25 protein-coding genes are annotated in these 25,070 nt (G+C 74.0%); 10 read left to right on the forward strand and 15 right to left on the reverse strand.

Going from position 1 to position 25,070, the window contains the following annotated elements; genetic code table 11:
• Positions 1-36: 36 nt before the first annotated feature.
• Together ACZ63F_RS37755 and ACZ63F_RS37760 are read right to left on the reverse strand one after the other, a co-directional pair.
• On the reverse strand, positions 37-1,218 hold the full coding sequence (locus ACZ63F_RS37755; RefSeq protein WP_469718260.1) for an ATP-grasp domain-containing protein: 1,182 nt from the start codon (positions 1,216-1,218) through the stop codon (positions 37-39).
• Positions 1,219-1,283: 65 nt separating this feature from the next.
• Positions 1,284-1,940: a class I SAM-dependent DNA methyltransferase gene (locus ACZ63F_RS37760; protein ID WP_469718153.1), complete on the reverse strand. Its 657-nt coding sequence runs from the start codon at positions 1,938-1,940 to the stop codon at positions 1,284-1,286.
• Positions 1,941-2,133: 193 nt separating this feature from the next.
• On the opposite strand from ACZ63F_RS37760, the gene ACZ63F_RS37765 reads away from it, so the two are divergent.
• On the forward strand, positions 2,134-3,510 hold the full coding sequence (locus ACZ63F_RS37765) for a condensation domain-containing protein (protein ID WP_469718154.1): 1,377 nt from the start codon (positions 2,134-2,136) through the stop codon (positions 3,508-3,510).
• Between the two features lie 55 nt (positions 3,511-3,565).
• On the opposite strand, the gene ACZ63F_RS37770 is transcribed toward ACZ63F_RS37765, so the two are convergent.
• From ACZ63F_RS37770 to vioD, 7 genes are all read right to left on the reverse strand, one after another.
• Positions 3,566-4,231 carry a PIG-L deacetylase family protein gene (locus ACZ63F_RS37770; RefSeq protein ID WP_469718155.1) on the reverse strand — a complete coding sequence of 222 codons (666 nt, stop codon included), beginning with the start codon at positions 4,229-4,231 and terminating at the stop codon, positions 3,566-3,568.
• Complete coding sequence (locus ACZ63F_RS37775) at positions 4,228-5,202, reverse strand: NAD-dependent epimerase/dehydratase family protein (protein WP_469718157.1); 975 nt, start codon at positions 5,200-5,202, stop codon at positions 4,228-4,230. The genes ACZ63F_RS37770 and ACZ63F_RS37775 overlap by 4 nt, the downstream gene beginning before the upstream one ends.
• Positions 5,199-6,257 carry a Gfo/Idh/MocA family protein gene (locus tag ACZ63F_RS37780; protein ID WP_469718158.1) on the reverse strand — a complete coding sequence of 353 codons (1,059 nt, stop codon included), beginning with the start codon at positions 6,255-6,257 and terminating at the stop codon, positions 5,199-5,201. Before ACZ63F_RS37780 ends, ACZ63F_RS37775 begins: the two co-directional genes overlap by 4 nt.
• 73 nt (positions 6,258-6,330) lie before the next feature.
• Positions 6,331-7,077: a GNAT family N-acetyltransferase gene (locus tag ACZ63F_RS37785; protein ID WP_469718159.1), complete on the reverse strand. Its 747-nt coding sequence runs from the start codon at positions 7,075-7,077 to the stop codon at positions 6,331-6,333.
• Between the two features lie 7 nt (positions 7,078-7,084).
• Complete coding sequence (vioC, locus tag ACZ63F_RS37790) at positions 7,085-8,113, reverse strand: arginine beta-hydroxylase, Fe(II)/alpha-ketoglutarate-dependent (protein ID WP_469718161.1); 1,029 nt, start codon at positions 8,111-8,113, stop codon at positions 7,085-7,087.
• A gap of 6 nt (positions 8,114-8,119) precedes the next feature.
• On the reverse strand, positions 8,120-10,261 hold the full coding sequence (locus ACZ63F_RS37795) for a non-ribosomal peptide synthetase (RefSeq protein ID WP_469718162.1): 2,142 nt from the start codon (positions 10,259-10,261) through the stop codon (positions 8,120-8,122).
• Positions 10,261-11,361, reverse strand: coding sequence for a capreomycidine synthase (vioD, locus tag ACZ63F_RS37800; RefSeq protein WP_469718163.1), 1,101 nt, complete (start codon positions 11,359-11,361; stop codon positions 10,261-10,263). Before vioD ends, ACZ63F_RS37795 begins: the two co-directional genes overlap by 1 nt.
• 405 nt (positions 11,362-11,766) lie before the next feature.
• Here vioD and ACZ63F_RS37805 point away from each other — a divergent pair, with 405 nt between their 5' ends.
• From ACZ63F_RS37805 to ACZ63F_RS37815, 3 genes are read left to right on the forward strand one after another with little or no spacing between them, the layout of a single operon-like run.
• Positions 11,767-13,128: an MFS transporter gene (locus tag ACZ63F_RS37805; protein ID WP_469718165.1), complete on the forward strand. Its 1,362-nt coding sequence runs from the start codon at positions 11,767-11,769 to the stop codon at positions 13,126-13,128.
• Positions 13,125-14,114 (forward strand): macrolide 2'-phosphotransferase, encoded by a 990-nt coding sequence (locus tag ACZ63F_RS37810; RefSeq protein ID WP_469718166.1) that lies wholly within the window; start codon positions 13,125-13,127, stop codon positions 14,112-14,114. Before ACZ63F_RS37805 ends, ACZ63F_RS37810 begins: the two co-directional genes overlap by 4 nt.
• A 46-nt stretch (positions 14,115-14,160) precedes the next feature.
• A complete protein-coding gene (locus ACZ63F_RS37815; protein ID WP_469718167.1) occupies positions 14,161-14,619 on the forward strand; it encodes an acyl carrier protein in 459 nt (152 codons plus the stop codon).
• Between the two features lie 15 nt (positions 14,620-14,634).
• On the opposite strand, the gene ACZ63F_RS37820 is transcribed toward ACZ63F_RS37815, so the two are convergent.
• A complete protein-coding gene (locus ACZ63F_RS37820; protein ID WP_469718168.1) occupies positions 14,635-15,432 on the reverse strand; it encodes an alpha/beta fold hydrolase in 798 nt (265 codons plus the stop codon).
• A 375-nt stretch (positions 15,433-15,807) separates the two neighbouring features.
• Between ACZ63F_RS37820 and ACZ63F_RS37825 the strand changes: the two genes are divergently transcribed.
• Together ACZ63F_RS37825 and ACZ63F_RS37830 are read left to right on the forward strand one after the other, a co-directional pair.
• The gene (locus tag ACZ63F_RS37825; RefSeq protein WP_469718170.1) at positions 15,808-16,062 is read left to right on the forward strand and encodes a response regulator transcription factor; all 255 of its coding nucleotides are present in this window, start codon (positions 15,808-15,810) and stop codon (positions 16,060-16,062) included.
• 56 nt (positions 16,063-16,118) lie between these two features.
• Positions 16,119-16,292 carry a hypothetical protein gene (locus ACZ63F_RS37830; protein WP_469718171.1) on the forward strand — a complete coding sequence of 58 codons (174 nt, stop codon included), beginning with the start codon at positions 16,119-16,121 and terminating at the stop codon, positions 16,290-16,292.
• Positions 16,293-16,507: 215 nt separating this feature from the next.
• Here ACZ63F_RS37830 and ACZ63F_RS37835 read toward each other — a convergent pair whose 3' ends face one another.
• The 3 genes from ACZ63F_RS37835 to ACZ63F_RS37845 all read right to left on the reverse strand — a co-directional run bounded on the left by ACZ63F_RS37835 (position 16,508) and on the right by ACZ63F_RS37845 (position 19,179).
• Complete coding sequence (locus ACZ63F_RS37835) at positions 16,508-16,939, reverse strand: PPOX class F420-dependent oxidoreductase (protein ID WP_469718173.1); 432 nt, start codon at positions 16,937-16,939, stop codon at positions 16,508-16,510.
• A 207-nt stretch (positions 16,940-17,146) separates the two neighbouring features.
• Positions 17,147-17,815, reverse strand: a complete 669-nt coding sequence (locus ACZ63F_RS37840) for a response regulator (protein ID WP_469718174.1) — start codon at positions 17,813-17,815, stop codon at positions 17,147-17,149.
• A 65-nt stretch (positions 17,816-17,880) separates the two neighbouring features.
• Positions 17,881-19,179, reverse strand: coding sequence for a sensor histidine kinase (locus tag ACZ63F_RS37845; RefSeq protein WP_469718175.1), 1,299 nt, complete (start codon positions 19,177-19,179; stop codon positions 17,881-17,883).
• A gap of 187 nt (positions 19,180-19,366) precedes the next feature.
• Here ACZ63F_RS37845 and ACZ63F_RS37850 point away from each other — a divergent pair, with 187 nt between their 5' ends.
• The 4 genes from ACZ63F_RS37850 to ACZ63F_RS37865 all read left to right on the forward strand — a co-directional run bounded on the left by ACZ63F_RS37850 (position 19,367) and on the right by ACZ63F_RS37865 (position 23,257).
• Positions 19,367-19,627 carry a hypothetical protein gene (locus ACZ63F_RS37850; RefSeq protein WP_469718176.1) on the forward strand — a complete coding sequence of 87 codons (261 nt, stop codon included), beginning with the start codon at positions 19,367-19,369 and terminating at the stop codon, positions 19,625-19,627.
• On the forward strand, positions 19,624-20,373 hold the full coding sequence (locus tag ACZ63F_RS37855; RefSeq protein ID WP_469718178.1) for an ABC transporter ATP-binding protein: 750 nt from the start codon (positions 19,624-19,626) through the stop codon (positions 20,371-20,373). Before ACZ63F_RS37850 ends, ACZ63F_RS37855 begins: the two co-directional genes overlap by 4 nt.
• A 3-nt stretch (positions 20,374-20,376) precedes the next feature.
• Positions 20,377-22,935, forward strand: coding sequence for an FtsX-like permease family protein (locus ACZ63F_RS37860; RefSeq protein ID WP_469718179.1), 2,559 nt, complete (start codon positions 20,377-20,379; stop codon positions 22,933-22,935).
• A gap of 148 nt (positions 22,936-23,083) precedes the next feature.
• Complete coding sequence (locus tag ACZ63F_RS37865; RefSeq protein WP_469718180.1) at positions 23,084-23,257, forward strand: hypothetical protein; 174 nt, start codon at positions 23,084-23,086, stop codon at positions 23,255-23,257.
• A 37-nt stretch (positions 23,258-23,294) separates the two neighbouring features.
• Here the strand turns inward: ACZ63F_RS37865 and ACZ63F_RS37870 are convergent, their stop codons facing one another.
• Both ACZ63F_RS37870 and ACZ63F_RS37875 read right to left on the reverse strand, forming a co-directional pair.
• Positions 23,295-24,677 carry a sensor histidine kinase gene (locus tag ACZ63F_RS37870; RefSeq protein ID WP_469718182.1) on the reverse strand — a complete coding sequence of 461 codons (1,383 nt, stop codon included), beginning with the start codon at positions 24,675-24,677 and terminating at the stop codon, positions 23,295-23,297.
• On the reverse strand, positions 24,674-24,904 hold the full coding sequence (locus ACZ63F_RS37875) for a winged helix-turn-helix domain-containing protein (RefSeq protein WP_469718183.1): 231 nt from the start codon (positions 24,902-24,904) through the stop codon (positions 24,674-24,676). The genes ACZ63F_RS37870 and ACZ63F_RS37875 overlap by 4 nt, the downstream gene beginning before the upstream one ends.
• Positions 24,905-25,070 lie beyond the last annotated feature (166 nt).

Raw genomic sequence — 25,070 nt, forward strand, 5'->3', positions numbered from 1 at the left:
TGTCGGAGGGTGGAGCTGTCGGAGGGTGGAGCGCGGTCAGGGCGTGGGGGCGGGTGCGGCGGGGCGGTCGGTGAGGCGCAGCGGGAGGCGGGACAGCACCCGGGTGGCGAGGGCTTCGGCGGCGGCGGTGTCCGGGCCGCTGGTGATCGCACCGGCCAGCACCTCGTCGCCGCCGCGGTAGGGCGGCAGGACGGTGCCGGGGGCGAGGTCCAGGCCCCAGAAGACGTCGTGGACGCCGGGGGTGCGGGCCAGTTCGGCCAGGTCGCCGACCCATTCGACGGTGCCGCCGTCCGCGGGCAGATAGCGCTGGACGACCGCCCGGTCGCGGGTGGGGCGCAGTTCCTCCTCGGCGAGCGGGCGGCCCAGGGCGAGGCGGACGGCGTTGGGCAGCGGGTCGACACCGGTGGCGAGCGGCATGATCTCGGTGGCGATGCGGGCACCGGTCAGCCGGCAGGTGATCTCCAGCAGGTGGACCCGCCCGTCGGGGGTACGCAGGATGTCGGTGTTGACGACGGCGGTGGTCAGTCCGAGCGCGTCGACACCCCGCTGGACGGTGCGCACCACCTCGGCGCGCTGTGCCTCGTCCAGGACGGAGGGCAGGGTGTCGCCGCCCTCGAAGAAGTGCGGGAAGAAGCGCTCCTTCTCGCCGTACTCGCGGTCGGCGAACCCGGTGACGCGGAGCCTGCCGTCGACGGCGAACCCGGCCACGGTGTGCTCGGTGCCGGACAGGTACTCCTCCACGACGACCCGTCCGGTCGGGCTGAGGGCGAGGGCCCGCTCGACGGGTTCCCGCGCGGTGCCGAGGGCGTCCAGCTTGGCGACGCCCAGGGAGCCGGTGCGGTCGCTGGGCTTGACGACGGCGGGCAGCCCGATCCGGTCCAGCGCGGCGAGGGCGGCGTCGGCGGTGGTGGCGACGGCGAACCGGGGCACGGGCAGCGCTGCCCGGTCCAGGGCGGCGATCCGGCGGTCCTTCAGGGTGCACAGGTCGGCCACCTCGACGGGCACACCGGGGCAGCCCAGCTCGGCGGCCAGCCGGGCCACCACCGGCGGATTGTCATATCCGAGGGTCATGACGCCGGATATTCTTCCCGGCCGCTCCGCGCGAATTGCCGACAGGACACCGGTGAAATCGTCGGGGTCCGCCTCCAGGTATATGTCGGCGCTTTTCCCGACGCGTTCGGTGATGCGGTCCGTGACGACCAGGACGCGCACTCCCATTTCTTTCACACGGGCGAGCGACCTGTCCATTCCGGAGCCGATCCCGCATATCAGGAGGGTGTCGGTCACCTGGCCACGTACCAGACGCGCCGGGTGTCCCCGCGCACCGGCTCGCGGTCGAGCCCGGCGTACGTGTCCACGCTGGTGAAGCCGGCCGCGAGCAGGGCGCCGGTGACCGCGGCCGGGTCGTGGCCGCGCTGCGGATGAGTCTCGTGGACGCGGTGCCAGCCGCCCTCGGGGGTCCGGCGCACGACGGTGACCGTGGTGTCCACCCGGCCGGTCGCGGCGTCGTAGGGGTTCTCCCAGACCTCCAGGATGTCCTCGGTGTTCTGCTCCACGAACACCTGTCCGGCCCAGGCCCGTTCGACGAACCAGACGGGGTGCGCGTCGAGCACGGCGAGACCACCGCCCTCGGTGGCGGCCCGCAGGGTGCGGGCTGCGAGCTTCAGGTCACCCTCGCCGACCAGGTAGTTGACGGTGTTGTAGGTGCAGGTGACCACGGAGTGGCGCCGGTCGCCGCGGTAGTCGCGCAGGTCGCCGCGGACCAGGTCGACGTCCACCCCGGCCCTGCGGGCGGCCTCGCCGGCGTGCCGCAGCATGTCGGGCGACTGGTCGACGCCGGTGAGCGGGCCGAAGGAACCGGCCAGCGCGATCAGCAGCGTGCCGGTGCCGCAGCCCAGGTCGAGCAGCGACCCGCCGCCCGCGCGGTAATGGGAAATCAAGTCGGGAAGTTTTTTCGACACTTCTTCCGTGAAATCATTGTAGGGTGCCGCGGCATAAACATCGGCATACTCACCGAAGAAATCCCCGCGTGATTCATATTGCGTCACGACCGCCCCATTCAGTAGTCTCGATTTCCGTGCCGGGCGCTTCCAGGCCCGCCATTTCCTTTTCGTTTCCGGAGGGAGAATTCGCATGCGCACCGCGAACGAGGGAAGCCGTCCCGAAGGGCTTCCGCTGCTGTCCGACCAGATAGACCGCCTGGCGATCCAGGAGTGGGTCGAGAGGCATGACCTCGGGGTGGAGGTCCGCATGTTCGGCCGGGGCTTCCGGCTGACCGGCCCTCTCGACGCGGACGCCCTGGACTCGGCGCTGACCGCGCTCGTCGCCCGCCACGAGGCGCTGCGCGCGGCCTTCCCCGACCGGGGCAGGACCGGGCGGCAGGAGATCCGCGAGGCCCGCCCCTTCACGCCCGAGCGCGTGGACCTGACCGCGCTGCCCGAGGACGAGCGGGCGGACGAGGCGCTGCGCCTGGCCGGTGCCTTCCTGAGCCGGAACCTGGACCTGGACGGCGGGCTGCTCATGAGCGGCGTCGTGTACCGCCTGGGCGAGCAGGACCACCTGCTGGGTCTCGCCGTGGACCATCTGGTGGTGGACGGGCAGTCGTTCGAGATCCTGGTGAACGAGCTGTGGGAGCTGTACGCCGCGGCCGTCGAGGGCCGCGAGGCCAAGCTGCCCGAACAGCGCTTCACGTACGCCGACTTCGTCCGCTGGGAGGCGGAGTGGCTGGGACGCGACCCGAGCCCCCGGCAGATGATCGCCCGCTTCGCGGAGCTGCTGGACGGCATCGGCACCAACGCGCCGGTGTACCTGCCCGGGATGCTCCGCGAGACCAACGACCGTTACGCGGTCGGCACGTTCGACGGTTCGCTGCCGCCGGAGACCTGCGCGCTGCTCACGGAGTACTGCCGGTCGGCCCGCACCACCCCGTTCGTGGTGCTGTTCACCGCCTACCTCTGCGCGCTGCACGCCCGCAGCGGGCGCAGCGACCTCGCGGCGCTGATCCCGGTGACCCGGCGCACCGAGGAGCACCTGCTGGACCTGGTGGCCTTCCTGTCCACCTACGCAACGGTCCGGGTGCGGATCAACCCGTCCCTGACGTTCAAGGAGCTGAGCCGCACGGTCCGTTCGGCGGTGCTGGAGACGCAGCGGCTGGGCCAGGTGCCGGCGCCCGAGGTGACCTCCTCCCTCGCCCCGCACCACCTGGGCCGACTGCTGGAGCGGCCGTGCACCTTCTTCGACGTGGCGCCCGGCGGCTGGAGCGGTGGCAGGCGCGAGGCCGGCGGGCTGTCGGTGGAGCCGACCGAGGTGCCCGGCGACCAGCACCAGATCGAGAGCCTGGAGGTGTTCGCCTCGGTCGACGACAGCGGAGTCGACTTCACGGTGCTCTTCCCGGCGGACGTCTTCGGCGAGGAGAGCGTTCGGGAGCTCGCTCATGAGTTCACCTCCTTGGTGCACAGGTTCCTGACTGCTCCGGACACGGCGATCGGGGACGTGCTGCGGGCGGGCTGAGCCGCCCGGCGGGAAAGGACCGGGGGCCGCACGGCCGGCCCCCGGTCCGGCTCGTTCAGGGCCGGGCGCCGGCCATCCGGATCACCTCGAAGGCCTCGCTGTGGCCGTGGCCCGCGCTGGTCACGGCCCGGTAGGACGCCAGCCCGCGCACCGCCTCGTCCCAGGCGGCGTGCCGCAGCTGGGAGCGGTAGCACCGCATGGCCTCGACCTTCAGCTCGATCTGGTCGGTGACGTCCTCGGTGTACTGGGCCTCGCCGAGCGGGGCCCACACCTCGTAGCCGAGCACCAGGGACGGCGGCGGCGCGGGCGGCCCGGCCTCCTCGAAGAAGTCGGACTCCGCCATCCACAGCGACTCCAGGCCGAGCCGGTGCACGGCCCGGTGCTCCATGTCCCCGTCGTCGCGGTGCGGCAGGTACACCCGGTCCGGGCGGACCTCGCGCAGCACCTTGACGACGGCGAGGTGCAGCCGCCGGTCGGCGGCGAAGTCCCGGGACGGCTCGTCCAGCGTGATGCACCGCTTGACGCCGAGCACCCGGCAGGCGTCGGTGGTCTCCGCCGCGAACTCCTCGTCCCCGACCTCCCGGTCGGCGAGCCCGCGCTCGCGGCGGATGACGATGACCACAGTGACCTCGGCGCCGGACTGGGCCAGCTTGGCGATGGAGCCGCCGCAGCCGATGACCTCGTCGTCGGGGTGCGGGGCGATCACCAGAACCCGGGTCACCGGCCGGCTCCGCCCGGTGCCCCGTACCCGGCCCAGCGCGCCCACTGCGCCGTGCGCGTCATGCCCTCGTCCAGGGTGGTCCGGGGCGCGGCCAGGAGCCGTGCGGCGAGCGCGGCGTCCACGCGGGCGGGGCCGGCGTAGAGCGCCTGCTCCCAGTCGGGCACGGAACCGCCGGCCGGAGTTCCGGCCGGGGCGGGCAGGCCGCGGATACCGCGCAGCCGGTCGAAGAACTCGCCCCAGCCGGGCTCGTCGGGCCCGCCCACGAGGAACTTCCGCCCCGCCGCGGCGGGTTCGGCGAGCGCCGCCAGCACGGCGTCCACGACGTCGTCCACGTACACCGCGTTGCAGGCGCCGCCCGCACCGGTCACCGGCAGCTCCTCGAACTCCTCGGCGGGGCGGGTCAGCTGGGCGACGGTCCATTGTCCGCCCCAGGGGCCGTAGACCACACCGGGCTGGAGCACGACGGTCTCGGGGCCGTCGCCGTGCGCGGCGAGCACCAGCCGCTCGGCGGCGGCCTTCTGCTGCTCGTACTCGCGGTCGTCGGCGTCCTCGCCGAGCGCCAGGGCGCTCTCGTCGAAGCGGGTCAGGCCAGAGGTGTCGTACACGTCGACGGTGCTGAGGTGCACCAGCCGCTCGACGCCGGCGAGTTTGGCCGCGTCGAGCAGGTTCGCGGTCCCGTCGACGGTGGTGCGCCAGCGGTCGTCGACCTCGCCCCGCGACCCGAACGCGCAGTGCACGACCAGGTCGCAGCCGTCCAGGGCCTTGCGCAGGCTCTGCGGGGCGTCCAGGTCGACGGCCCGGAAGGTGAGCCGCTCCTGCGGCAGCACGGAGAGCCGGGCGGCCCGGCCGTAGCCGCGCACCAGGGCACGGACCTCGGCCCCGGTGCCCAGCACCAGCCGCTCCACCACCCGTCCGCCGATGAACCCGCTGGCGCCGGTGACCGCGACGCGCCTGCCCGCGAAGTCGTTCATGCCGCGCTCCTCGACGTCGTCCCGGTCAGCCAGGGCTGGGCCAGCGGGCGTCGCGCCGGCCCCGTGTAGCACTGCTCGATCAGCCGGGCGACCCGCAGGCCGTCCTCGGCGGTGGCGTGCGGTGCCACGTCCGCGCCGGAGCACACGTCGGCGAAGTTGCGGAGCTGCTCGACGAACAGGTCGTCCCATTCGTCCTGGGCGGGCGGCACGGCGCGCACGTCGCCGCGGTGCAGTTCCTCGCCGGAGGCGGTGATCAGGGTGCACTCGCCGGCCGGGAAGTCGGTGCCGACGCTCACCTCGGCGGCGGTACCGGTGACGACGCAGCTGATGCCGAGGGCGCGGACCCGGCTCAGCTCCAGCACGGTCTCCACTCCCCCGATGCGCAGGGTGGCGACGGCGTCGGCCTCGACCCCGCCGAGGCTGTCGTCGACGTAGTCGACCACCTCCACGTCCGGGCCCAGCCACCACAGCAGGATGTCGAAGACGTGGGAGGCCGTGTCGGTGAGGACGCCGCCGCCGGCGAGAGCGCGGTCGAACATCGACCAGGAGACGGGCTCCCAGCTGTAGGGGTGGCCCTCGGTCCAGCGGACCCGGGTGACGGTGCCCAGGTCGCCGTTCCGGATGAGCCCGCGCACCCAGGCGTTGGCGGGGAACAGCCGCCGGGGGTGGGCCATCAGCAGCCGGGTGTCCGGGGCGGCGGCCGCGGCGGCGGCGAGGGCCTCGGCGTCCGCGCTGGAGGTCGCCATCGGCTTCTCCAGCAGCACGTGCCTGCCCCGGGCGAGCAGGTCGCCGGCGACGGCGGCGTGCGCGGTGTGCGGTACGGCGACCACCGCGGCGTCGAAGGCGTCGGCGGCCTCCTCCACCGTGCGGGCGATCAGCACGTCCTCGGCGGTGCCGCCCTGGTCCGTGTACCACTGGAGGGCGGCACGGGCCTGCTCGGGGTCCGGGTCGATCAGGGCGGTGAGCCGGATCTGCGGGACGTGCGGCAGCGCGGTCAGGTGACAGGACCGGGCGGCGGCTCCGCAGCCGACGACGGCCAGTCGCAGCGGTGGCATGGGCGACTCCTCGGGTGTGGTCGTTCCTCGGGTGGGGTCGTTCCTCGGGTGGGGTCGGGGGTGGTGCGGCGGGTCAGGTGGCCGGGTGGAACACCCAGAAGTTGGGCTCCGCGTAGACGCCCTCGCCGTCCGCGGAGACCTCCAGTGGGGCGAGGGCGCCCGGTACGAGGTGGCGGGCGGGGCCGGGCAGCGGGTGTCCGGCGATCTCCTCCCAGCGGGCGGCGGGCTGGCTGATCACCAGCGAGCGGTCGCAGGGGGCGAGCAGTTCGGCGCCCAGCGCGGCGTGGGTGGCCAGCCAGGGATCGAACGGTGTGCCGTCCGGCCGCCGCCAGCGGGCGTAGTCGGCCATCGGGACGAGTGGGTACCGGGCCTTGCGGGTGGGGCGGACCGGGATGACGACGCCGCGCAGGCCCGCGGCCCGTGCCGCGTCCCCGGCCCGGGTCAGCAGCCGCTCGGCGAGGCCGCTGCCGCGCAGCCGGGCGCAGACGCTCACCGAGAGCATGCACAGCGCGTCCGGGCGGGCGGCGGGTCCGTCGAACGCGGAGACCAGCACGTCGTCGGAGCCCCCCGGGAGCCCGTCGACCGTGCCGTCCCAGGGGACCGGCAGGCCGTTGGCGGCGGCCACCAGCCGGCCCTCCTCGTCGAGGACGCAGAGCTGGTGGGCGGGGTAGGTGTCGTAGAGCCGGTGCCAGCGCCAGTTGCCGGGCGACTCCCAGCTCATGAACGCGGGCATGTTGCCGGTGATCAGCCGGTCGACGGCCGGCTCCAGCTCCGGTGCCCGCTCCAGGCTGGTGACCGTGAGGGCCGGCAGGTCCGCCACGGCCGCCTCAGCCGATCAGGCGGTTGCCGGCGCTCGCCCGCATGGTGCGGGAGCGGCGCAGGTCATGGGTGACGTTGATGCGCTTGAGCCAGCGGTCGGTGCCGTCGTAGCGAGCGGTGAAGGGCACCCGGCCGTGGACCACGCGGTGGTTGTTGACGACCAGGCAGTCGCCCTGCTCCAGAGCGACCTCGCGCAGCCCGGAGTCGACGACCGCGATCAGGTTGTCGAGGGCGCGGCGGGCCTCCGGGTCGTCCTCGGGCACCTCCATGAAGTACGGGTCCAGCCGCAGGTACGGCTCCTGGCGCGGGCCGAACAGGGCGGCCACCGGGCGGCGTTCGTGGATCAGCCGCTCGATGGTGGCGAACCGCTCGGTGTCGCCGCCGGAGCCGGTGGAGTTGTTCTTGGGCAGGTGCGACTCGTCGGGGGCGATGTGGAAGCGTTCCTCGAACAGCACCTCCAGGTCGTCGTCGGACAGCGCTCCGGCGGCGTACGAGCCCACGGTGGTGGCGACCCTGTCGGGGTTGCGCAGGGAGGCCAGCACCAGGTAGTCGCCGCGGTACGGGTGGAAGGCGTCCTCGGTGTGCCAGGTGAGCAGCTCCTTGCTGCCGAGGCCGAGCTGGTCGTTCTCGTGACTGCGGACGGGGAAGATGTCGTGCACCAGCCGGCCGTCCTGCTGGGTGGTCCAGCCGAACGGCTCGCCGAGCAGCGCCGCGTACAGCAGGACGAGTACCTCTTCGGGGAACTCCCGGTTGGGGCGGGGGCGGCCCCGCCAGTGCTCCGGGGTGGGGCCGATGCGGTCCTGGTCGAAGAGGTGCCCGCTGACCACGCAGTAGCCGGTGGGCTCGTCGATGGCGAAGGTGCGCAGGAAGCGCTGGGTGCGCACGGGGAGGTCCGCGGCGATCCGGGGCAGGTCGAGCAGGAGGGCCGGGTCGTCGTCGCCGGTGTAGCGCTCCGCGGCGCGGATCGTGAGCTCGGCCGTCCGCCGCGCCTCGTCCGGGGTCAGCAGCAGGACGTGATCCTCGGAAGGTGTGCCCATGACAGTTCAGTCCTTACGTACGGCCGGTGGAAACAGTGCCGGCACCGCACGGGGGCGGGTCCGTGCCGAGGAGAGCCACTCGGCGAGCCGGCGGGGTGTCGGATGGTCGAAGACGGTCGTGGCCCGCAGTCCGACGGTCCCGGGGAAGTCGGCGCGGAGTTCGGTCACCAGGCGCATGGCGAGAATCGACTGGCCGCCGCTGGCGAAGAAGTCGGCGTCGGGCTCCAGCCCGGGGTCGGCCAGCAGCACCCGGAAGTGCCGCAGCACGGCGTCGAGCGTCTCCGGCCCGCCCGGGTCCGTGCCGGGGACGCCGGCGCCGGCGCCGGCGTCCGGCAGGCCGGTCGTGAGGTCCGGGTCCGTGGTCGCGGCGGCCCCGGCCGCGGCGGTCCCCTGCGCGGTGGTCCCCTGCGCGGCGGGCGACTCCTGTGCCGCGGGCGTCCCTTGCGCGGTGGGCGACCCCTGTGCCGCGGACGTCCCTTGCGCGGTGGGCGACTCCTGTGCCGGGAGCGTCCCTTGCGCGGCGGGCGTCCCTTGCGCGGCGGGCGTCGCCTGGGCGGTCAGGAGGGTCGCGGTGAGCGCGCGGCGGTCCACCTTGCCGTGGTCGTTCTTCGGCAGGGACCCGGTCCAGAACAACTGCTGGGGCGCGGCCCAGCCGGGCAGTTCGGCGGTGACCCTGGCGAGCAGCCGGGCGCGCTGCCCGGCGGTGACCGGCAGCACGCCGTCCGCGGGTGCGGCCGGGTCCGCCGGAACCAGACAGGCCAGCAGGGAACCGCGGGTCCGGGCATCCAGCAGGACGACGGCCTGGGCGACCGCGGGGTCGGCGGTCAGCAGCCGTTCCACCGAGGCCGGTTCGAGCCGGTGACCACGGATCTTGATCTGGTCGTCCACCCGGCCGTGGAACTCCACGGCGCCGTCGGGCAGGATCCGCCCGAGGTCGCCGGTGGCGTACAGCCGCCCGCCGCCCGGCTCCGGGTCGGTGACGAACCGCCGCGCGGTCTGCTCCGGATCGCCGAGGTAGCCGGGGGCCAGTGAGGGCCCGCCGATGTGGATCTCCCCCACGGTGCCGGCCGGTACCGGTCGCCGGTCCGAGTCGCGCACGCTGACCTCGGCGTTGGCGAGGGGGGTGCCGATCGGCACCTCGGGGGCGTCGTCCGGCAGCGGCCCCTCGTACATGGTGGAGGTGACCGTGCACTCGGTCAGCCCGTACACGTGCACGAGGCCGGCGCGCCCGGCACGCTCCCAGCGCCGCCAGTCGTCGGGGTCCATGCGCTCGCCGCCGACCAGCACCCGGCGCAGCGGGGCGGGGGTGGTCTCGCCCCGGACGTCGAGCCAGTGCGCGTACTCGCGCCAGTACTGGGTGGACAGCTCCACGGTGGTCACGCCGAGGGCGCCGAGCATGCCGTGCAGTTCCTCCGGGTCCGGTACGCCGGTGCCGGGACGGCAGACGACGGTCCCGCCGCGGGCGAGGACGGGGAACACCTCCTCCACGGCCACGTCGAAGCCGAGGGAGGCCAGTTGGAGCCACCGGTCCTCGGGGCCGAGGCCCAGCCGGGCGGCGGCCGCCAGCGCGAAGCCGTGCAGCGCCGCCCGCCCGATGCCGACGGCCTTCGGCTCGCCGGTGGACCCGGAGGTGAACATGGCGTACGCGGGCCGGTCGGACGCCGCCCCGCCGCCCCAAGCCGCGCGGGACAGGCCGGCGGCCGGGGCGCCGTCGGGGTCCGGCGCCGACTCGTGTGCCGTGCAGTCCAGTTGGGGGCCCAGATCGGTCCAGGGCGGGGCCGCGGTCCCGTGCGGCGCGGAGCCGCGGCCGGCGAGCAGGACCGCGTCGACGCGGGCGCAGCGGGCGGCGCGGGCGGCGTCGGGAAGGCCCTCCTCCAGGACGGCGAAGGCGGCGCCCGCGGCCAGCGTCCCCAGCATGGCCACGACAGCGTCCATCGGGGCCAGCCCGTGGAGCACCACGTACCGGCCGGGACCGGCCCCGGCGGCGGTCAGCCGGCCGGCCACGGCCCGCGCGGCCGCGTCGAGCTGACGGTACGTCAAGGTGCGGTGCCCGTCGGTGAGCGCGGGACGGCCGCCGTGCGCGACCCGCACCTCGTGCCAGAGCCGGGACAGGGCATCGGCCCCGCCCGCCGTGCCGAAGGCCGCCATCACCGGCCACCCCGGGCGTGCAGGAAGGCGGAGAGCGTGTCCAGACCGTCGGCGAACTCCCCCTGGTCACCGCCGAATCCCAGCCGTACGGCGCCCTCGCGGCCGAAGGCGGTGCCCGGGACCAGCAAGGTGCCGTACTCCTCCAGGAGTTCGACGCAGAACCGCTCGGAGTCGGTGACGCCGGGCAGCTCCAGCAGACAGCAGACCCCTCCGCCCGGCGGCGTCCAGGCGACCAGACCCTGGTGGTCGGCGACCCACTTCTCCAGCACGGTCAGGTTGGCGCGGGCCTCGGCCCGGCGGGGGGCGATCAGAGCGTCCGCGGAGCGCATCGCGGCGGTGGCCACCGCCTCCACCAGCGGCGAGAGGAAGAGGGTGGTGCGGTCGCGCACGGTGAAACTGCGTTCGATCAGTTCCTCGGGCGCCGCGCACCACCCGACGCGCAGGCCGGGCAGGCCGAACGCCTTGGAGAAGGTGCCGTAGCTGACGGTCAGCGGATGGCGGGTGCCGGGATCGGGCAGCGGCGGCCCGTCCCAGCTCATCTCGGCCGTCGCCGCGTCCCAGACCAGGACCGCGCCGATCTGCTCGACCCGGTCGAGCAGCCTGCGGTACGCGGTGTCGGTGAGGGTGACACCCGTCGGGTTGTGCGGGAAGTTGACGATCACCGCCCGGGTGTCCGCGGGGATCGCCCGCTCCAGGGCCCGCGGGTCGGTGTCGGCGGCGGTGAACCCGTCCAGCGGCACCGGGTGCAAGACGCAGCCGGCCGCCCGCGGGTAGTGGGCGAGCGAGTGGTAGAGCATGTCCGGCAGTACCACCCGGTCGCCGGGCCCGAGCAGCGTCTCCAGAGTCAGGGCGATCGCCTCGCTGGAGCCGTGGGTGACCATGACGCGGTCGGCTCCGCCGGGCAGGTAGCGGTCGGCGATGGCCCGGCGGAGCTCGGGCGAGCCCTGCGAGGTGCTGTCGTCGACGAGGATGCCGTCGAGGTCGGTCGCCTGGAGTCCGGTCAGCCGACGCAGTTCGGCGTAGGTGTAGGGGTGCACTCCGCTGGAGCTGATGTCCCGCTCGGCCCGGCCGAGCCTGCGCCGGTACCACTCCTCCAGCACCGGAGGCTCCACATGGCGCGATGCGTTGAATTCAATTCGAGTCCGTGACACGAAGAAAACCTCATGGGATAAGGGCTCGTGGAAATCGGTGAATGGCGAGTCCGGGCACTGACAATGCGCCTCGGATCGGCGGGGAGGAAATCGGTGGCGACTGCCCCAATTACATCAACAAGTGCGTGACAGTCACAAGTAACGCGAGTACGTGACAGGGCCGCCCCCGCCCCCGGCCACCGGCACTCGCTGGTCAAGTCGCCTGTTCTAGCACGTGGTTGCGGTGCTCTCGGTCGTCCGGCGGGCTTCCGGGACCGCCGGAGGCCGACCGGGCCGCCCGGCGGCGGCCGCTTTCGCACTCCTCACGCCGACGCACTAGTGACCTCGCGAGTTCTCCATGGCACTATTACTGCCATGCGCCCAAAAATTCCGGCCGACAGCATTCTGCGGCTGGGCGACTTCCGTCAGATCTTTCTCGCGGACAGCATCAGTCAATTCGGCACGCAGATCCTGACGCTGGCCCTGCCGCTGGTGGCGGTGGTCAGTCTGGACGCCTCCCCGCTGGAGGTGGGGGCCCTGTCGGCCGCCGAGTCTCTGCCCTACCTGCTGGCGAGTGTCCCGGCCGGCGTGTGGGCGGACCGAGTGCGCAAGCGCCCGCTGCTGCTGGCCACGGATGTCGCCCGTGCCGCACTGCTGCTGTGGATCCCGATCGCCTGGTGGACCGGCCTGCTCACGGCCGCCCAGCTCATCGCCGTGGCCTTCGTGTTCGGCCTGCTCACCGTCTTCTTCGAGGTGGGGTACGCGAGTTACGTACCCTCACTGGTGCCCCGGGAGCGGCTGATCGACGCGAACACCCGGCTCCAGGTGGTCCAGTCGGCGGCCCAGGCCGCCGGCCCGGGGCTCGGCGGCGCCCTGGTGCAGGCGCTGGCCGCGCCGGTGGCCGTCCTGGTGTCGGTCGGCGGCTATCTGTGGTCGGCGGTCTGCGTGCTGCTGGTGCGGGGGCGCGAGCCGCTGCCCGGCCACGCCGACGGGAAGCCCGTCTCGTGGCGGAAGGACGCCGCCGAGGGACTGCGCGCGGTCCTGGGCGACGTCCTGTTGCGGCGCACTTCCCTCAGCACCGCCTGCTTCAACCTCTTCTGGGCCTTGGGCACTCCGATGATCCCGGTCCTGCTCGCCCGTGACCTGGGCCTGAGCGCGGGCGTCATCGGTCTGCTGCTGACCTTCGAGGGCATCGGCGGCCTGCTCGGCGGGGTGCTGGCGGCCAGGGCGGCGCGCCGGCTGGGACACGGACCTGCGATCTGGACGGCCACCCTGGTGGCGGGCGCGGGCTTCACGATGGTGCCGCTGGTGGACACCGGGTGGCGGCTCTGCCTGGTCAGCGTGGGCCTGTTCGTCTCCTCGGCGGGCATGGTCGTCTACAACGTCATCGTCGTCACCTTCCGCCAGTCCATCACCCCGGACCGGCTGCTCGGCCGGGTCAGCGCCTTCAACCGGCTGCTGGTGTGGAGCACCCTGCCCCTGGGCGCGGTCCTCGGCGGACTCCTCGGCCAACTCCTGGGCGCCCGGACCACCTTGTGGATCGCGGGACTCGCGACGACCCTGTCGTTCCTGTGGATCTACTGCTCGCCGCTGCGCACCCTGCGCGACATCCCCGCGGACTACGTCCTGGGCGGCTCGCTGACCGGCACCGCGCGGCGGGACGCGGACGGCTCCGACGAGAGCGCGTCCGTCTCGGGAGCCGGTGGCGCGGGCGACGACCGGACGGCCTCCGCGTGACGGCCGCCGACCCGCGCGAGGTGCTCGCCGCAGCCCTGGAGTCGGCCGCCTCCCGCGGACTGTCCCTGCGCCCGGGGACGGCGGTCCTCAACGACGCGGGCTGGGACTTCCGGGTGGTCGAGGTCGAGGACACCGAGGGCGCGGACTGGATCCTGCGGCTGCCCCGCCGCAGCCGCAGCGCCGACCGGATCGCCGTGGAGGCGGGCGTCCTCGCGGCGGTCAGGCCCGCGCTGCCGGTGGCCGTGCCGCGCTGGGAGCACGCCGACCGAGCGTTCATCGCGTACCGCCGGCTCGGGGGTGCCCCCGCCGGGTTCGAGGACCCGGCCGCCCTGCGCTACGAGTGGCACCCCGCTGCGGGCGGCGGGCGGCCCGGCACCGGGTACGTGACCTCGCTCGCGGCGACCCTCGCCGCCCTGCACCGGGTGCCCGTGGAGGAGGCCGTGGACGCGGGCGTCCCGCCGCGCGAACCGGGGCTGGCGCGCGAGGATCTGACCCGGACGCTCACGGAGGCCCGGACCGCGGTGCCGCTTCCCGAGCGCTGGTACGCGCACTGGCGGTCCTGGCTGGACGACGACCGGCACTGGGCCCACCAGGCCCGGCTCACGCACGGCGACATGCATCCGGGACACACCCTCGTCGGCCCCGGCTCGGACGCGGTGACCGGGGTCCTGGACTGGACGAACGCCGCCATCGACGATCCGGCGGCGGACTTCGTCGACCCGTACCTGGCGGGCGGCCGACCGTTGCTCGACCGGCTGCTGTCGGCGTACCGGCGCGGCGGCGGCACCGTCCAGCCGGGCCTGCGCGAACGTGTCCTGCTGCGGGCGTCGTTCCGCTGGGCCCACGTGGGGCTGCTGGGCGTGCGGACCGGCCGTCCGGCGTTCACCGCCGTGGCCCGGGAACGGCTCGCCGCGCCGCCCCCGGAGTCCGGCACCCCGCCGGACCCGGCGATCCGCCCCGCCCCCGACACCCCCACCCTGCCCTGACCGCCCTGCACCCCGGCTCCACCCGACCGAGAAGGAGAACGAAGCGATGACCCCGACGGACGACGTGCACGCCCAGGCCCTGAAGCTGGCCCGCACCTACCTGGGCCAGGAGGACCTGGACGGCGGCTGGTTCGAACTGGGCGGATCCTCACTGGACGCGGCCCGCCTGGTCAGCTCCCTGGAGCACGACCACGGCTGGGAGATCGCCCTCCAGGACCTGCTGACCGCCCCGTCGGTCGCCGGCCTGCTCGCCGCCCCGGCCGCGGCCGACGCTCCCGAGGCTCCCGAGGCTCCCGAGGCTCCCGAGGCTCCCGAGGCTCCCGAGGCTCCCGAGGCGGCGGACGCCCCGTCGCCGGCGCCGGTCACCGCGGCGACCGGCGGCGCGTCCGCGGGCGGCGCGGACGTGCTGTGGCCGGCGCTGGCGCGGCTGTCCGCGAGCGAGCGGCTGGCCCTGGCTCACCGGCTGCTCGGGGACGTGCTGCGCGAGTCCGGCGAGCCGCGCTGACCGGTACGGACCCGGTCAGGGCGCGCCGGTGAGGAACCCCAGCAGCGCGCTGTTCACCTCCGCGGGCCGCTCCAGGTACCCGTAGTGCCCGCAGTCCGCGATTTCGGCGTATAGCGCCGAGGGCAGGGCAGCGGCGACCTCGCGGCACAGCCACGGGGGCACGATCAGGTCGTGCTCGAAGCCGAGCACGAGGACCGGGACGGTCACCCGGCCGAGCGCGGCGAGCCGGTCCGCCGGCTCGCCGTCGGCCGGGACCGGCACCGGGGCCGTCCCGGCGCGCTCGGCCGCCTCGAACAGGTCGAGCCAGTCGAGCAGTTCGTCCTCGCGCCGCCAGGTGGCGGGCGACAGGTTGAGTACGGCGCGCTGCCACGCCGCGTAGCGCGGCGGCAGCCGCACCCCGGCGGCAGCCAGCTCCCGTTCGGCGTCGGCCATCGCTCTGCCGGACAGGTCGCCCCGGCCGCGCGTGGCCATCAGCACCGCCCCGGTCACCAGGCCGGGCCGGGCGAGCATAAGCTCCTGCACCACCTCGGCCCCGGCGGAGACGCCGACGGCCCGGCAATGGGGGAGGTCCAACTCCGCAAGAACATGAAGCAGTTCGACGGCGGCCGTGTGCGGATCCGGGGCCGCCGGCGGATTCCTGAGCGGCCTCCGGTCGAAGGTGAGCACCCGGAAACCGGCCGCGCGCAGCGCGGGCACCTGGTGCAGGTCCCAGACCCGCCCGGAGGCCCCGCCGCCCGCCACGAGCAGCACGGTGTCCCCCTCGCCCTCGTCCCGTACGTCGAACTCGGCGCCCGCCACCCGCACTGTGCGCACATGCCCTCCTCGCAGCCGGTCCCGGCGCGGACGGCCGGAGTGCACCGGCCGCCGCACAGCCGCCATGCTAGGGCGGTGCAGGTCAGCGGTTGGGTGGTGAGGTCCGCATGAGTCACCGATTCGCGCATTTGTCCCGGTTCATTCGTTCCTCCTTTTCTTGCACGGCAGCTTGATGACCCGGCTTCGCGCCCCGCTGGACCCCGCTCCCGAGCCAGGATTTCCTCCCGGAGGGCCTGGCCCGGCGGGTACGGCTCTCCAGGCATCGCTCGGGATCCCCTCTCCCGACCCGCCCACACCGGACGGCACACCACCAATGCGCGGTCCGGCGATTTCGGAGTCGGCTACCCGCCTCACGACCAGGAGGGCTGCAAGCGAATGGACCACGCTGTCACCGCCCCGGCCGCGCCACTGAGCCGACGGGAGCGACAGGTGCTGGTGCACATGGCGGACGGACTGACGTACGACGCGATAGCCCAGCGCATGGCGCTCAGCCGCCACACCGTGGACACCTACGTCCGCCGCATCCGGGCGAAGACCGGCGCGCGCAACCGCATGCAGTTGCTGCTGTGTGCCCTGCCCTTGATGGCAGGCTCGCTCACTGCGGAAGCCGAGCCGGCCCGCCGCGACTGAACAGCGCACGAAGCACGACGAACGAGCAACGAAGCACGACTACAGGAGATTTGGTGATGAAGCGTCTCATCTGCGCACGGCGTGTCCGGTTCTGTGCGGCGGTCACCGCCCTTGTGGCATTCGGGTTCGTGGGGGTCGCCCAGCACACGGAGCCCGCGCGGCCGTCGTCCGTGACGACGGCCGACTGTCTGCCGCAGCTCCGCTGCGACGACACGTCCTGGGGCGGCTGAGCCCCGCCGGGACGGCACACCGGCCCGGTCACGCCGCGGACTCCCCCGCCGCGGCGCGACCGGGCCTTCGCCGTTGCCGGACCGGGGCCGTAGACACTGCGTGGTGGCGGATCGCGCTCACTCCTTGCAAGTCACCGGAACCGGCACCTATTGAACCGCCAGGGGCCACCGCGATCCCGCGGGTGAGCCCGCTACGACGCGGGCGCCGCCTGCCGCTACGACGCGGGCGCCGCCTGGTTGCTGTCCTTGTGGGCCCCCCAGCCGTGCCAGCGCTCGATCTCGATCCAGGCGCTGAACCTCACCCGGTCCCGTTGCGGGTAGGGCTTACCGGTGTACTGCCTGCTGAGCCGGTCGATGCCGGTGAGGTCCTTGTCCTCTTGGATCTCGGCGATTCGGCCGATGACGCTGATGTGGTTGTACCAGTCGGCCTCGTCCAGCACCGTGAGGGTGACCCGCGGATCGTTGCGCACGTGCTCCAGGCGCCTGCGGCCCTCGTCCATGTTGACCAGGATGCGGCCGTCGTCCTCCCACAGGTACCAGGTGGCGGTGGAAACCGGCTGACCGTCCGACCGGAGCGTGGCGATGACCGCCGGGTTCGCCTTCTTCATCATGGCGACCGCTTCGGGGGTGAGCGGGGGCTTCGACATGGTGTTTCTCCTCGATCCGACGCGACAGCGGATCCCCGCCCGCTGATCCTTTCCACACTCTCATGGGCACGCGCCCGCGAGCGCGCTCGCAGGGCCGCTGTGCGGATCGCGATTCTCGGCGACTGTGCACCGGGCAGGACGCCGATGCAGGGCGTCCGGGCCGGCCGGCTCAGCCCGGCGGCCGAGCCGCGTCCTCGACCTCTCGGGTCAGTACCACCGCCCCCGTCGCCTCGCGTCCTCCAGGTAGTGCAGGACCGCCGCAACCCGGCGGTCCACCTGGTCCGCCGGGGAGAGGTCGAGCTTGGCGAAGATGCTGCGGATGTGCTTGTGGACCGCACCGTCCGTGACCACCAGGCGCTCCGCGATCGCGCTGTTGCCGAGGCCCTCGGCCATCAGGGCGAGGACATCCCGTTCACGCGGGCTGAGCCGTTCCAGCCGGGTGTCCTGGCGGGACCGGGTGAACAGCTGGGCGACCACTTCTGGGTCGATGGCGGTACCGCCGGACGCCACCCGGTGCAACGCGTCGAGGAACTCCTCGACCCGGCCGACCCGTTCCTTGAGCAGGTAGCCGACTCCGCCCACCCCGCCCGTGAGCAGCTCGGTGGCAAAGCTCTGCTCGACGTACGCGGACAGGACGAGAACGGCGAGGTCGGGGCGGCGGCGCCGGGCCTCCACCGCCGCGCGGATGCCCTCGTCGGTGTGCGTGGGCGGCATCCGTACGTCGAGGATCGCGACGTCCGGCTTGTGCTCCTCGATGGCGTCCAGGACCTCCTCGGCCGTTCCGGTCTTCGCCACCACGTCGAGGCCCTCGGCACCCAGCAGCAGGGCGAGCCCCTCGCGCAGCAACGGGTCGTCCTCGGCCATCACGATTCGCATGTCGGCAACCAACTCATTTGTAGGACAGGGCAGTTCGATGGACCGGCCGGCGGGCTTCCAGAACGTCAGGTGCCGCAGGGCAGGTCCACGTCGAGCACCGTCGGCCCGCCCGCCGGGCTGGTCACGCGGAGCGTACCGTCATGGGCCGCCACCCTCCGACGCATGCCGGTCAGCCCGGAGCCGCCCTCTTCGTCGGCGCCGCCCCGCCCGTCGTCCTCGATCCGCAGATGCAGCCGACCGCCCCGCGACCGCACGGTGACCGCCGCCCCGCTCGCCCCGCTGTGCTTGGCGATGTTCGTCAGCGCCTCCGCGACCACGAAGTACGCCGTGGCCTCCACGGACGCCGCACACCGCTCCGGCGCCTCCACATCCGTCCGGCACGGCACCGGGCACTCGGCGGCGAGACCCGACAGCGCCCCACCCAGCCCCCGGTCGGACAGCACCGGCGGGAGGATCGAGCGGGAGACCGCGCGCAGTTCGGCCAGCGCCTGCTCGGCGGCGCTCTGGGCACGTTCGAGGAGTTCGTCGGCTCGCTCCGGATCCCGGGCGGCCATCCGCCGGGCGGCGCCGAGCAGCACCGTCACCGTGACCATCCGGTTCTGCGTCCCGTCGTGCAACGACCTCTCGATGCGCCGCAGTTCGGTGGCGTGGGCGTCGAGCGCGGCGGCCCGGGTCGCGGTCAGCTCGGCCACCCGCAGGGACAGGTCGGTGTCCGGCCCGGCGGCAAGCAGCGTCCGCCCGGCACGGGCCTGAAGACGCGCCATGCCGGGCGTCAGGCCCAGGATGACGGCGATCCAGCCGACGCCGACCAGGCTCACCGACAGCGCCTCCGGCCAGGTGCGCGCCGCCCCGAACCCGAAGGACGTGCTACTCGTGTCCGCCGGCGCGAACGGCCACACCAGCGGAAAGAGGGTGTCCCGGAACGCGGCCAACGGCAGCCACACCCCGAGCAGCCCCAACAGGAACCCGAGGCTGCCGTGACGCAGCGCCCACCGCAGCTCGCGCCGGGTGGTGGGGTCGGTGAGGGCGGCCCGCAGCGTCGGCGGCGGGTTGGGAGCGACGATCTCGGGCCCCCAGCGGGCCAGCCGCCTCCGCTCCCGTTCGGCCAGCGCGTGCAGGGTACGGACGACGACCGACGCCAGCAGCAGGCCCACGCCGGCCGGCGTGGTCACCGCGGCGACGGCTGCCAGCACCAGCACGCCCAGCGCCATCACCGCCGTGCCGAGCCCGCCGACGAGCTGCCTGAGCGCGGCACCAGAGGCCCGCAGGGCCCGGACGGCGATCTCCCGCGGACGCTCGGCGCCGGGGTCGGCGTCCGCGGTGTCCGGGGTGTCCGCGGTGCCGGTGGGCTCGGTGGTCGTCATGCTCACTCCGCTTCTGACGTACGCCAACGACCTTAGGGCAGGCCCACTTCGCCGTAAGTACAGCAGGCTGTACTTACGATCCGGCTGTTGGCGGGATCGGCCGAGGGGGGCGCGGTCCGTAGCGTCGGAGACATCAGCCGGGACGCCGGCCGAGACACCAGCCGCATCCCCGCCGAAGGAGCCCGCGATGGCGACCATCGACCCCCACCGACCGAGCGCCCACGACGCCCCCGCCCCGTACGTCACCCACGACGCCCCCGCCCCGCCCGTCACCCGCGGCGATGTCACCCGCGTCTTCCTCTGGCTGGTCCTGGTGATCAGCGCAGTCGCCAACATGGTCGCCTCCTACGCCGCCGCCGGTGTCGCCGTGAACCTCGCCTGCGGCACGGTCACCGGACTCGCGGCCATCACCCTCGTCCTGCGCCGTCTGAAGGGCGGCCGCCGGTGAACCTCGCGTCGACCGCCGTACGGGTCACCGCGCCCGCCATCGCGCTGGAGCGCGTCACCAAGACCTACCCGGGCGATGTGAAGGCCCTCGACGACGTGTCCCTGACCGTCAGGCCCGGCACCTTCCTCGCCGTGATGGGCCCCTCGGGCTCCGGCAAGAGCACCCTGATGCACTGCGCGGCAGGGCTGGACTCGCCGACCTCGGGCAGCGTCCGCATCGACGGACACGAGATCGTCGGCCTGAACGAGAACCGCCGTACCGAACTGCGGCGCGAGCGCGTCGGGTTCGTGTTCCAGGCCTACAACCTGATCCCGTCCCTCACCCTCGAGGACAACATCACGCTGCCGCTGCGGCTCGCCGGCCGGGCCCCGGACCGGGAGTGGATCGCGGCGCTGGTGGAGCGCGTCGGCCTGGCCGGCCGGCTCGGCCGACGCCCCGCCGAACTCTCCGGCGGCCAGCAGCAACGCGCCGCCTTGGTAAGGGCGTTGGCGGCCAGGCCAGCCGTCGTGTTCGCCGACGAGCCGACCGGCGCACTGGATCTGCGCAGCGCGCACGAGGTGCTGGAGCTGCTGCGCGCCCTGGTCGACGAACTGGGCCAGACGGTGATGATGGTGACCCACGACCCGGCCGCCGCGTCCCGCGCCCACCAGGCTCTGGTGATGGCCGACGGACGGGTGGTCGAGGCCCTCGACCACCCCACCGCGCCCCAACTGGCCGAGCGACTTGTCGCGTTGGGAGACCGCTGACCCATGTCCGAGCACTTCCGCACCCCTTCCCGCCTCCCTCTCCTCCCCATCGCCCTGCGCATGGCAGCGCACCGGCTCACCGCGCTGCTCGCCGTGGTGTGCGCGGTACTCGGCGGGGCCGCCCTGATCACCGGCACCGGTGTGCTGGCCGAGTCCGGGCTGCGCTCGCAGCTGCCGCCGGGACGGCTGGGCGGCGCGGACATCGTCGTCGCGGCCGACCAGGAGTACCACCCGGACGGCGATCTGCCGCTCGCCCTCCCGGAGCGCGCCCGGGTCCCGTCGTCGCTGGTCGGCCGGCTCTCGGGCCTGCCCGGGGTGACTGCCGTGGTGGGCGACCTCGGCTTCCCTGCCGCGCTGGTCGACGCCGGCGGAAGGGTCGTACCGACCGCCGACGACCCAGCGGCGGCCGGACACGGCTGGTCCTCCACCAAGCTGCTGGCCCACCCACGCGTCAGCGGCCGCGCGCCGGCCGGGGTGGACGAGGTCGCCGTCCCGGCGGCGGCCGGGCTGCGCACCGGGGACCGCGTCCAGGTCGTGGCGGGCGGCCGCCCCGCCGTGCGCTGTCGCGTCGCCGCGGTGGTCGACGCACCGGGCGCGGGCGTCTATTTCGCCGACGCCACGGCCGCACGGCTCGCGGGCCGCGACGCCGCGCGCCGATACGACCTGATCGGCCTGCGCACCGCGCCCGGAACCGGCGAGCAGGTCGCCGACGCGGTGCGCGGCCGGGTGGCCGGCACAGGGCTGACCGTCCGCACCGGTGCGGACATCGGCGAGACCGTGGCGCCGGGCGTCGGCACGGCCCGCTCGCTGCTGGTCCTGCTGGCCGGTTCGCTGGGCGGAATCGTGCTGCTGATCACCGGGTTCGTCACGGCGGGCGCGCTCAGTGTGTCGATCGCCGGGCAGCGCCGTGACCTGGCGCTGATGCGGGCGGTCGGGGCGACCCCGCGACAGATCCGCCGACTGGCCGCCGCGCAGTCCTCCGTCGTGGCCGCCGTGGCCCTGGCCCCCGGAGTGGCCCTCGGCTACCTCCTCGCGGGCCGCTTCCACGACATGCTCGCCGACCGAGGCGTCCTGCCCCCCGAACTCCCCCTGACCGTCGGGCCCTTGCCCGCCCTCGTCACCCTCCTCCTGCTCGCGCTCACCGTGCAGGTCTCCGCCCGGGGCGCGGCCTGGCGCACATCCCGGATGCCGGCGACGGAGGCCGTCGCCGAGTCCCGCAGCGAACCGCGCAAGCCGTCGAAGGCCCGCACCCTCACCGGAGTTCTGCTGATCGCCGCCGCGTGCACGCTGTCCGTCACCCCGCTGCTGACCCGTACGGTGATCGGCGCGTCGGCCACCTCCATCGCCGGGATCGTCGCCGCGATCGGCCTGGCCCTGTGCGGCCCGGCCCTGGTCCGGTCGCTCGGCGAGCGGGCCGTACGACGGCTGCGGCCTGGGACGCCCGCTCCCACCTGGCTCGCCCTGGCCAACGTACGGGCGTACGCACTGCGGGTCGCCGGAGTGGTCAGCCCGCTGGCCATGGCGGTCGTGTTCGTCCTGACCTACACCCTCACGCAGACCACCGTCCTCGCGGCGACCGCACAGGACACCCGAACCGGCACACTCGCCGAGTACCGGCTGAGCGCACCGGCCCTCGGTGGCCTGTGGGCCGGCGCGCGGGACGCCGTACAGAAGCTGCCCGGAGTGCGGTCCGCCGCGCCCGTCGGCTCGACGACTGTCATCTGGCCCTACGAGATGTTCGGCGAACCCGATGTGGAGTCGGTGCCGGCACTGATCGCCACGCCGGACGCGGCCGGGGTCCTCGACCCCGGCGTGCGGGAGGGCGGGCTGGCCGGCCTGACCGGCGCCACGGTCGCGGTGAGCAGCGAGGCCGCCGGTTCGCGGGACGCCGGACTCGGCCGGCGGATCCGGCTGGTCCTCGGCGACGGCACGCGTACCGAGGCGCGGGTGGCGGCCGTGTACGACCGGGGCCTCGGCTTCGGCTCGCTGATCGTCTCCGGGGACCTCGCGGCCGGCCACACCACCTCCGGCCTCGCCCAGAGCCTCCTCGTCCGCACGGACGGCACCGCGACGGCGCGGCGTGCACTGGCCGCTCTGACGGCGTCCCGCCCGGGCCTCGTCCTGGAGTCCACGTCCGCAACGGCCTTCGGCGGCAAGCAGGACACCCCGCCCGAGGTGTGGATCAACCTCGCGACGATCGTCGTCCTCCTCGGCTACCTCCTCCTCAGCATCGCCAACAAGCTGGTCGCGGCCACGGCCCAGCGCCGCACGGAGATCGCCGCGCTGCGGCTGGTCGGCACGACGCCGCGGCAGATCCGGGCGATGATGCGCCGCGAGGCGACCGTGATCGCCGCGGCCGCGCTCGTCTCCGGCCTGTTCCTCTCCACCCTCCCCCTCGCCCTCCTCGGCCAGGGCTTCCTCGACCGCCCCTGGCCGGCGGGCCCGGCCTGGCTGCTCCCCGCCATCGCGGCGACGATCGCGACGACGGCCTTCCTCACGATCGAACTCCCCACCCGCCAGGCCCTGCGCACGCCCCCGGCGGACGCGATCCGGGCGACGTGAGGCTCTGCTCGTCACCGCCCCCTTTCAGGGAGTGCTCCATGGCTTCGCGACCCGGCGACTTCGGCGAGTACTCCCGCGGCATCCACCGGCTCTCCGGGATCTCCGCCGCGACTCCTCGAGTGACCAGGGCCCCGCATGGCGATGCGGCATGTCCGGGTTTCACCGACGTGGCCACCGCCGTCTCCAGCGCGGACAGCCAGGCACTGCCCGCATCCACGCTCGCCTCGGTCGGCTGCACCTGCTGTCGGACCGGCACCTGGTCGACGGCGGTTACACCTCCGTGGCCGGCATGGACGCCGCCGCCTGCACCGCGTCACTCTGACCGGGCCGACCTGTGCCTTCGGACGCCACGCTTCAGGTCAGCGCGGCAGGGCCACCACGGCGCGCGTTCCGCCGCCGTCGGTCTCGGTGAGTGCGATCGTTCCGCCGTGGGCGGTGGCGATCTCCCGGGCGATGGGCAGCCCGAGTCCGGTGGAGCGGGTGCCGTGTCCCCGGTCTTCGTCCAGGCGGACGAAGCGGTCGAAGACCCGCTCGCGTTCCTCGGCGGGGATTCCCGGTCCGTCATCGCCGATCTCGACCCGGAGGCCGTCCGGTTCGACCCCCGCCGTGACGGACACTCTCGTCCGCGCGTACCGGGCGGCGTTGTCGATGAGGTTGCGGAACAGCCGGGACAGGTCCTCCGGGTTGCCGGTCACCGTGGTGTGCGCCGGGACCGCCAGCTCGATCTCCAGGTGCGGCGCCGTGGTCGTCGCCCGGATCTCGGCGAGCATCGCGGACAGGTCGACGACTTGCCGGCGCGCGGCCAGCTTTCCGGCGTCGGCTCTGGCCAGGGCGAGGAGTTGGGAGATCAGCGCTTCGAGGCGTTCGGTCCCCCGGGCGGCCCGCGCGGCGATGTCGGGCCAGGGCGCGCGGTCGGGGTGGGCGAGTCCGACCTCGAGGCCGGTGCGGATGGCCGTCAGGGGGCTGCGGAGTTCGTGGCTGGCGTCGGCGACGAAGCGGCGTTGCCGTGCGGCGGAGTCGTCCAGCCGGGCCAGCATGTCGTTCATGGTGCGGGCCAGGTGGCCGATCTCGTCGTCGGTGCCGGGCTCGGGGACGCGCTGGGACAGCTCGGCGGCGGTGATGGCGGTGGCGGTGCGCCGGATCTGCTCCACCGGCCGCAGCGCGCGGCCGACCACCCACCACACGGTGCCGCACGCCACCAGGAGCGTGCCGGGCACGCCGGTGACGAGCAGCCGGGCGAAGGTCTCGTCGACCTGGTCGCGTTGGCTGGTGGCGGTCAGGGTGATGACGGTGACCGGTCGGCCGCCGACCTTGGTGTGCTCGCCGAGGACGGAGAGCTCGCCGGGAAGGACGCCGTCGGCGGCCTTCTGCCGAACCGGGGTCGTGGCATCCGCCGCAAGGGCGAACACAGCCGGCCTGCCGGCCAGATTGCGTGTCGAGGCGATGACGGTCCCGTCCGGCGCGAGGACCTGGGACTGGGCCTGCGCGTCGAGCACCGACGGCGGCAGTGGCTGCGGGAACGCCCCGCCGGTGGCCGACTGCTCGATCTGGACCGCGTAGGTGCGCAGTTGCCCGGCGATGGTGCGCTTGGCCTGACCGACCTGCAGCAGGTACATCAAGAGGAGCGCGATGATGACGGCCGCGGTGAGCGCGAGACCGGCGACGACCGTGACGCGGGTCCGCACGGTGCGAGGGCGCGCGCCGTGTGCCAGACGGCGCCAGGCGTGCGCGAGCCCGGTCATGTCTTCTCGCTTCTGATGACGTATCCCTTGCCGCGCACGGTCTCGATGACGGTCGGACCGCTCGGCTTCTCGATCTTGCGCCGCAGCCGGTGCACGAGGACCTCGACGATCGCCGGGTCGCCGGTGGAGTGGGCGTCCCAGCAGTGTTCCAGCAGTTCGGCCTTGGAGACGACGGAGCCCTTGCGCCGCAGCAGGTATTCCAGCACGGCGGCCTCCCGGCCGGTCACCTCCAGGGGCGCACCGTCGCGGGTGACGGTGCGCCCGGCGGGGTCCAGGGGGGGGGCGGGGGGGGGGGAGAACGACAGGACGGGGACAAAGGGGTGGCGGGGGAGGGGGGGGAGGGGGGGGGGGGGGAGGGGGGGGGGGGGGGGGGTGGGGGGGGGGGGGGTCTCC

The organism is Streptomyces sp. NPDC104761, assembly GCF_055583445.1.

Coding starts and splice junctions, on each gene's coding strand:
- ACZ63F_RS37840 (WP_469718174.1), bottom strand. CDS start 17,815: ATGCGAATCGTGATGGCCGAGGACGACCCGTTGCTGCGCGAGGGGCTC.
- ACZ63F_RS37865 (WP_469718180.1), top strand. CDS start 23,084: ATGTCCGGGTTTCACCGACGTGGCCACCGCCGTCTCCAGCGCGGACAG.
- ACZ63F_RS37815 (WP_469718167.1), top strand. CDS start 14,161: ATGACCCCGACGGACGACGTGCACGCCCAGGCCCTGAAGCTGGCCCGC.
- ACZ63F_RS37845 (WP_469718175.1), bottom strand. CDS start 19,179: ATGACGACCACCGAGCCCACCGGCACCGCGGACACCCCGGACACCGCG.
- ACZ63F_RS37780 (WP_469718158.1), bottom strand. CDS start 6,257: ATGCCACCGCTGCGACTGGCCGTCGTCGGCTGCGGAGCCGCCGCCCGG.
- ACZ63F_RS37850 (WP_469718176.1), top strand. CDS start 19,367: ATGGCGACCATCGACCCCCACCGACCGAGCGCCCACGACGCCCCCGCC.
- ACZ63F_RS37835 (WP_469718173.1), bottom strand. CDS start 16,939: ATGTCGAAGCCCCCGCTCACCCCCGAAGCGGTCGCCATGATGAAGAAG.
- ACZ63F_RS37765 (WP_469718154.1), top strand. CDS start 2,134: ATGCGCACCGCGAACGAGGGAAGCCGTCCCGAAGGGCTTCCGCTGCTG.
- ACZ63F_RS37775 (WP_469718157.1), bottom strand. CDS start 5,202: ATGAACGACTTCGCGGGCAGGCGCGTCGCGGTCACCGGCGCCAGCGGG.
- ACZ63F_RS37830 (WP_469718171.1), top strand. CDS start 16,119: ATGAAGCGTCTCATCTGCGCACGGCGTGTCCGGTTCTGTGCGGCGGTC.
- ACZ63F_RS37870 (WP_469718182.1), bottom strand. CDS start 24,677: ATGACCGGGCTCGCGCACGCCTGGCGCCGTCTGGCACACGGCGCGCGC.
- ACZ63F_RS37825 (WP_469718170.1), top strand. CDS start 15,808: ATGGACCACGCTGTCACCGCCCCGGCCGCGCCACTGAGCCGACGGGAG.
- ACZ63F_RS37795 (WP_469718162.1), bottom strand. CDS start 10,261: ATGGCGGCCTTCGGCACGGCGGGCGGGGCCGATGCCCTGTCCCGGCTC.
- ACZ63F_RS37805 (WP_469718165.1), top strand. CDS start 11,767: ATGCGCCCAAAAATTCCGGCCGACAGCATTCTGCGGCTGGGCGACTTC.
- ACZ63F_RS37860 (WP_469718179.1), top strand. CDS start 20,377: ATGTCCGAGCACTTCCGCACCCCTTCCCGCCTCCCTCTCCTCCCCATC.
- vioC (WP_469718161.1), bottom strand. CDS start 8,113: ATGGGCACACCTTCCGAGGATCACGTCCTGCTGCTGACCCCGGACGAG.
- ACZ63F_RS37755 (WP_469718260.1), bottom strand. CDS start 1,218: ATGGGAGTGCGCGTCCTGGTCGTCACGGACCGCATCACCGAACGCGTC.